Annotated in this window: 6 protein-coding genes; 3 read left to right on the top strand and 3 right to left on the bottom strand. The window is 55.6% G+C overall.

Going from position 1 to position 5,503, the window contains the following annotated elements:
* Together EOA86_RS20065 and EOA86_RS40460 are read left to right on the top strand one after the other, a co-directional pair.
* The coding region (locus EOA86_RS20065; protein ID WP_164891849.1) for a helix-turn-helix domain-containing protein at nucleotides 1-294 on the top strand (294 nt) is incomplete at its 5' end.
* Between the two features lie 114 nt (nucleotides 295-408).
* A complete protein-coding gene (locus EOA86_RS40460; protein WP_245497321.1) occupies nucleotides 409-1,047 on the top strand; it encodes a hypothetical protein in 639 nt (212 codons plus the stop codon).
* Nucleotides 1,048-1,240: 193 nt separating this feature from the next.
* Here the strand turns inward: EOA86_RS40460 and EOA86_RS20055 are convergent, their stop codons facing one another.
* The 3 genes from EOA86_RS20055 to EOA86_RS20045 all read right to left on the bottom strand — a co-directional run bounded on the left by EOA86_RS20055 (nucleotide 1,241) and on the right by EOA86_RS20045 (nucleotide 4,806).
* Complete coding sequence (locus EOA86_RS20055; protein ID WP_164891848.1) at nucleotides 1,241-1,858, bottom strand: nuclease-related domain-containing protein; 618 nt, start codon at nucleotides 1,856-1,858, stop codon at nucleotides 1,241-1,243.
* A 337-nt stretch (nucleotides 1,859-2,195) separates the two neighbouring features.
* Nucleotides 2,196-3,203 carry a dienelactone hydrolase-related enzyme gene (locus tag EOA86_RS20050; protein ID WP_128343230.1) on the bottom strand — a complete coding sequence of 336 codons (1,008 nt, stop codon included), beginning with the start codon at nucleotides 3,201-3,203 and terminating at the stop codon, nucleotides 2,196-2,198.
* Nucleotides 3,193-4,806 carry a hypothetical protein gene (locus EOA86_RS20045; protein ID WP_128343228.1) on the bottom strand — a complete coding sequence of 538 codons (1,614 nt, stop codon included), beginning with the start codon at nucleotides 4,804-4,806 and terminating at the stop codon, nucleotides 3,193-3,195. Before EOA86_RS20045 ends, EOA86_RS20050 begins: the two co-directional genes overlap by 11 nt.
* 113 nt (nucleotides 4,807-4,919) lie before the next feature.
* Between EOA86_RS20045 and EOA86_RS20040 the strand changes: the two genes are divergently transcribed.
* Nucleotides 4,920-5,297, top strand: a complete 378-nt coding sequence (locus tag EOA86_RS20040) for a hypothetical protein (RefSeq protein ID WP_128343226.1) — start codon at nucleotides 4,920-4,922, stop codon at nucleotides 5,295-5,297.
* Nucleotides 5,298-5,503: the final 206 nt, after the last annotated feature.

Raw genomic sequence — 5,503 nt, 5'->3', positions numbered from 1 at the left:
GTGCAAGAGATGTTGCTGAAACTCGCCCTGCAGGTCGCTCGCGACGATTTCGAGGATCGGCGTGAGCGCCAGCGCCAGGGCATCGATCGAGCAAGGACCAACGGCAAATACGCCGGCAGACAGGCGGATGCGGCGACACACGAAAGAATCGTCGCCCTGAGAACGGGCGGAAACAGCATCGCTCGCACTGCTAGACTCGCAGGATGCAGCGAAAGCCAGGTCAAACGCGTTTGGGCGGAACATCAACGTTCAAAAGGCGGCACGCGCGCAACAGTCGGCGGAAATGCAACCTAGACCATACAAAGTCGAATAGGTCGCCATATTGATCGTTGGCGACAGAACCGGCGTTAGCAGCGCGCCACAGTGACAAGAAATTACCAAATGTAAGCAGTCGCACGTTTGCCCCTCGTGCGCCTGATCGAAATTTTCAACCACATTCAAGTCACTGAGAGGGAAGAAAGGGCTCTGCCCTCTCTCCCCCACAAGCAGAAAACCGGCTTTCCCCATGCTTCGGCCTACGGCCTGCAGCACCGGCCGGAATCCGCTCCGCGGACTCCGGCCGGCCCTTCGGGTGGGCGATCCCCCTTCCGGTTTTCTGCTTGTCCCCCGTTCTCCCGGTCCTCGCCGGACGGGCAGGGGCAGGACGAGGCCTGCCCTGCCTTCCACTGGAAGGGAAAGAAGGGTGGCCGCTTAAAAGGAGCTGATGCGGCAATGGTTGAAGCGAGGATAGAGGGGGTCGGGCTGAGCCTGGCCGAAATTACAGAGCGGCATATGGCAGCGCAAAAGGCCGCGGCTGATGTCGTGCGAGAATGGGACGATCGTCGTGCGGCCGGCGACGTCAGTAGCGTCGCCTATGCCAGCGCACTGTTGGCCGTGGTGACGGAAGAGGCTACGGCCCGTCGCATTGTCATGGAGTATCGCCCGCTCGATTATCAGGAGTCGATCAACAAGCTGGCCTACATCTCGGCGTTCTTGATCGCTGCAGAGGTCCGGCTCGAGGAAAGCGAAATGGCGATGGTGATGGAAGCGGCGGCGCCATTCGGGTGATGCCATAGCGATGACGGTTCATTGAAGAAAGCCCGCGATCGTCGATCTGAACGAGCAAGTCGCGCCAAAAGCGGCCATGGCGTCTCTATCCCCTAAGGCTCCTGGCGGCAGCGTCTTCTGGGCCCACCCAACGATAGTTTTCGCCCATCGTCTTCGTCGCGCCTCGACGGACAGAAGGTATCGTGGACTCCGGCTACAGGTCACGTGCTGGCACAAGCCTGCCTTCTGGCTGAGGTATGTAGGTTTTGACCCCCAGAAGGGAGACCAGTTCGTCGAGCTGGGCGACCGAGAGGTCCAGCTTTGGGGATGACAGGTGGCAGATGTGCTGTATGCCACCGTCCCAGTCACCGGCGCTGAACCAATGACCAGTCTCTCTGCTGAAGGGATCATGGGGGTACATTTGGAACTCCGTATTCTGCAGAAACAGGACAAATCCGGAGATGTGCGAATAGTCCTGGCCCGGCCACTTGGCGGTCTCCAAATCCGAAGCCAGTTCGGCACGATAGGCGCAGATTTGCATGAAGGGGTTTGCATAGCTCCCGCCTTTCACCTTGAGGCCGTCCTGGTTCACCCATGGAAGGTTTGGACCAATCGTGATGACCCCACCCCAGTCCTTGAAGTCGACAATGGTGATGGCATGGCTCTTGAGCACGAGCGCATCGATCTGACCACTGTCGTACTCGACGTTGCCTATAACCCGAACGTCGTCGGTGTTTTGAGTGTAGAGCTCAACCGCATGACAAAGCCGGTCGAAGGCCCTGTTTTCGTGGGTATTTCGGAAGGGACGGCCCCGGAAGAATTGTCTCGCCATAACTCTGTGCCCTGAATTTCTTGTCGCCGACCGGTACAGCAAACCGACGAACTGGGGAAACGAGTTTTGCCCGTTACCACATGCCGGCTGGTCTCCAACGGACGACGCCCGGTACATAGGTTATCGCTGTCCCATTTTGCTGACTCCGGCTGGATCAAAGCAATGCGCAACGGCCGCGAAAATTCGCTTCGCGCGCTTCATTTCTGGCGCAGTCTATGTCCGCTCAGGGTCATTGCTTCCGGTAGACCTGCCTACCAGAGAATTTGCTGGTGAACTGACCGGCCAACGCCAAACTCATGCTCGCCGGGCCGACTTGTTAGCAGACGACAGAAACCGCTCAACGACCGCGCGTTAGCAGCCGCTTCAAGCTCAAACCGGCCAACAAAATGTAAGGCGGCATGGCGAGCGAATAGTGACCACAGTTTAATTCCAAAATATTTGGCCTAGCCCCGGCGTCCTTAAGCCTCTGCATGAACCTCTCCGATAGCTCTGGCAACACCACTTTGTCTCTCTTAGCCAACACAACCTGAAGATCGAGATCAGGCCGTGCAAAACTATGCGCGTAATTCTCCAAGTTAAGTGGACCCCAGGCCCTTCTGAGATCGGTCAGCTCAATCTCAGGCTCAAGGCTATCGCGTATCGATCGTGTCGCGCGGCCCGTCCAAACCATATCCGCTAGACTCCCCGCCGTCAGAAACAACGAGGCTTTTGACACAGCCAAGTCGTGTGCCGCGACTATGGCCGCAACCCACGAACCTAAGCTCATTCCGAGAACCGAAATCTCTCGATAGCCTTCGCTTTTCAACCAACGTATGAGTTTTCGCCCATCCAACACTGCCTGCCTTACAGATTGGATCGTTCGACCGAGATTAGGGCTAAGCATATAGTCGGCGTGCACGGAGCCGGGACGGCTGCGTTCGAAGTGATAAGGCATAGCAATCTCGACAACCGTGATGCCACGCTGCGAGAAAAAGTTGGCAATCTGACGATTCCGGGCGCTTGCATTCCAATGGTGAAAAATCACCATCGCCTGATCGAACGACCCGCTTTCTGTGATTTTCGCCGAGACGACATTGTTTTGTTCGATATCAGTAGAAATGTCCGATGAAAATTTGAGACACCCATCTAGCCTTTCAAAACCCTGATCACTCACACTCGGCTCATCGAAAAAGGCTGGATCAGCCACGGCTTGGTCCGCAAGGGCACAGAATTCCTCGATACTTGTTATCTTCTTCGCACCTGGAAAGGCGCGTTCCGCGTCAAGGACGAAATCCGTTGGTTTCTTCCCTTCCTCTCCGCGAAGGGCCCGGCGTTCGTCCCAACGATCGAGCCAACTATGAAACACTCTGATTGTTTCCTAACTCGCTCGCTCGCCAGCGGCCTAATCCTGGATCGAACAGGCCGTATAGTGCGACTAGCACTGAAATGGCCAGAAGGGTGGAAAAGCCGGCAAACGCGTCGATCAACAAGTAGCTGACAACAAGTAACGCCACGACCGCCGACATCTTCCACAAAGGCGCATGAAATCGACCTCCGACACCTAATCGGATGGAGCCATACAGAAATACAAAACAGGTCGAAATAACGATAAGAAGGCTGGTGTAATGCGTCGGCATACGATAGCGGAACCCGGTGCTCACATCATCGCGACCTTGGAACATCGAGGACATATCGCCGACCAACCACGCCACAATATTCTCACCACTGGATGCCAGATAAGAGCTTTGGACCTTCATCCATATGGCGACCAGAACCCCCAAAACAGTACACCGAAAAACCCCACGCATCACTGTGAGGCCGGCTTCATTGAGCTCTTGCTGATGATCAACATGCGGCAGCTTCTTCAATCCGTCTCCAATTCTCCAAAGATCATGAACAACCGTATAGAGCAAAATGAGACCTGCGAAGAAAAGATAAAACACCAGGCACATGTATAGGTAAGCGAGCCCCGTAAAAACGACTGTTTCGGGGACAGATATGACCTCAGGACGCACAAGAGCTATTTTTCCCCAATCCATGGCATAGTTGCCACCGCCCTTCATCAATGGGATCAAGGACACGCCGATCCATTGAAAAAGACCCGCGAACAGCAAGCAAATCAAAAAAACCGACCAATATGTGTACGAGGAAGCGTCAACGTTGCGCAACCAGGCGTCGTCGCTTTCCACCTGATCGCCCTGCGCTGCGAGCTTTCTGCGCCCCTCACTTTTCCAGAAGACCAGCAACTCTATAACGAAGAAGAAAAACAGCGGTAAGAACACCATAAAGTCGAGTGTCCAATTTGCGGCCCAAAGGAATCCAACCTGCTTAACGAGCCCGTCCGCTCGCTCGTAGGTGACGTTGTGGATACCAATGATGTACGACAAAAAGCCGAGGGCGGTCATGCCGGCAAACACCGACGCCGGTAAATTCAGGGGAGATCCGTGACTAAAAAACGCCTCCGATTTCCTCGCCAAACTAAAACGCCTCGTCGGCCCCTTGGCGTCAGTATCCCGTTTTAGCTCTGCCGGAGACGCTGTGTCGTCATCGAAGGTCGCAGCCAGTGCTGTGTCTGGAATCTCCTGTGCAACGCTGCTTCCGGCTCTCTTCCATTCTCGTCTCTTGGCCGATAACCGCGATTGCGCCGCACTAAGCTCCATCTGCCATTCGCTGGTTGCCGCCGGATCATCGCAGCCAAAAACCCTCGCCAGCCAACGAATATTGGCAGTGCTAATTCCCTTCTCGTTCTCTTGAAACCAAAGCTGCACCGTTCGCAGATCGACCCCAATCCGGTTGGAATCAATCTGTGAAATCGCCTCTGCGAGAAGCTCGGGAGTCCATGGGCCTGCAGGAACCCCGTCCTTGCCCAATGGCCTACCAGCACCCGCCGCGGCCAACCGCTTGAATATATCTTTGAAATCACTTTCGTCTCCCGGCGGAGGGAGAAAAATTTTTCCATTCTTAATCAATGGCTTACAGGCGCTGCTTTCGTTTCGTTTCGTATCCTATCGTGCTCTCGTCCTTGATCAACGTTTTTATCAACTCGATTTTGGCCGGGGTGGCAGGGGCGGAGTGTGCCCGCATGAGGAATGAAGCCATGCTGAGCCTAGGAAAATCTTCAAATGACCTATCCGGAGACAACTATTTCACTCGGCAGAATCGCACGGCGATTAATGCTGAGGCGCGGCTCGGCACCCTGGCCGACATAACCGAACGACATGTCGAAGCTCAAAGAGCGGCCAAAGCGTTGCGAGAGGCTGAGAAGGGGCCCGGGGCTGGCGATGTGATCGCGTTGGACGAGGCCGCGGCGCGGCGCGACGTGATTGCGTATCAGCCCGCCGATCACCGGGAATCCATCGGGAAGCTGGTATACATCGCGGCATATTTGATCGCGAGGCGGGAGCGTCTCGAGGAAAGGGAAATGGCGACCGTTATGGAGATGGCGGCGCCTTTTGGGTGAGGTGATCAGCCTATCATGGGGGTGAAAAAGCCCGCTGAAAAGCGGGCTTCTTCATGCCACAGGTGTTTTGCGGTTCAAAGTCGATCTGCTCTTCCGTGGATCAACCTGATCGCACCGGCTTGCACGGCACCGGTCAAGCATCCCCAAATCAAAGCGGCGATGAAGTTCCAGCCGAAAAGCAGGGCAATGACGAGGCAGATCAGACC

The organism is Mesorhizobium sp. M5C.F.Ca.IN.020.32.2.1 (assembly GCF_004023105.1).
GTDB classification, from domain to species: domain Bacteria; phylum Pseudomonadota; class Alphaproteobacteria; order Rhizobiales; family Rhizobiaceae; genus Mesorhizobium; species Mesorhizobium wenxiniae.
The sequence above is the reverse complement of the archived record's forward strand: the minus strand, read 5'-3'. Positions and strand labels throughout refer to the sequence as shown.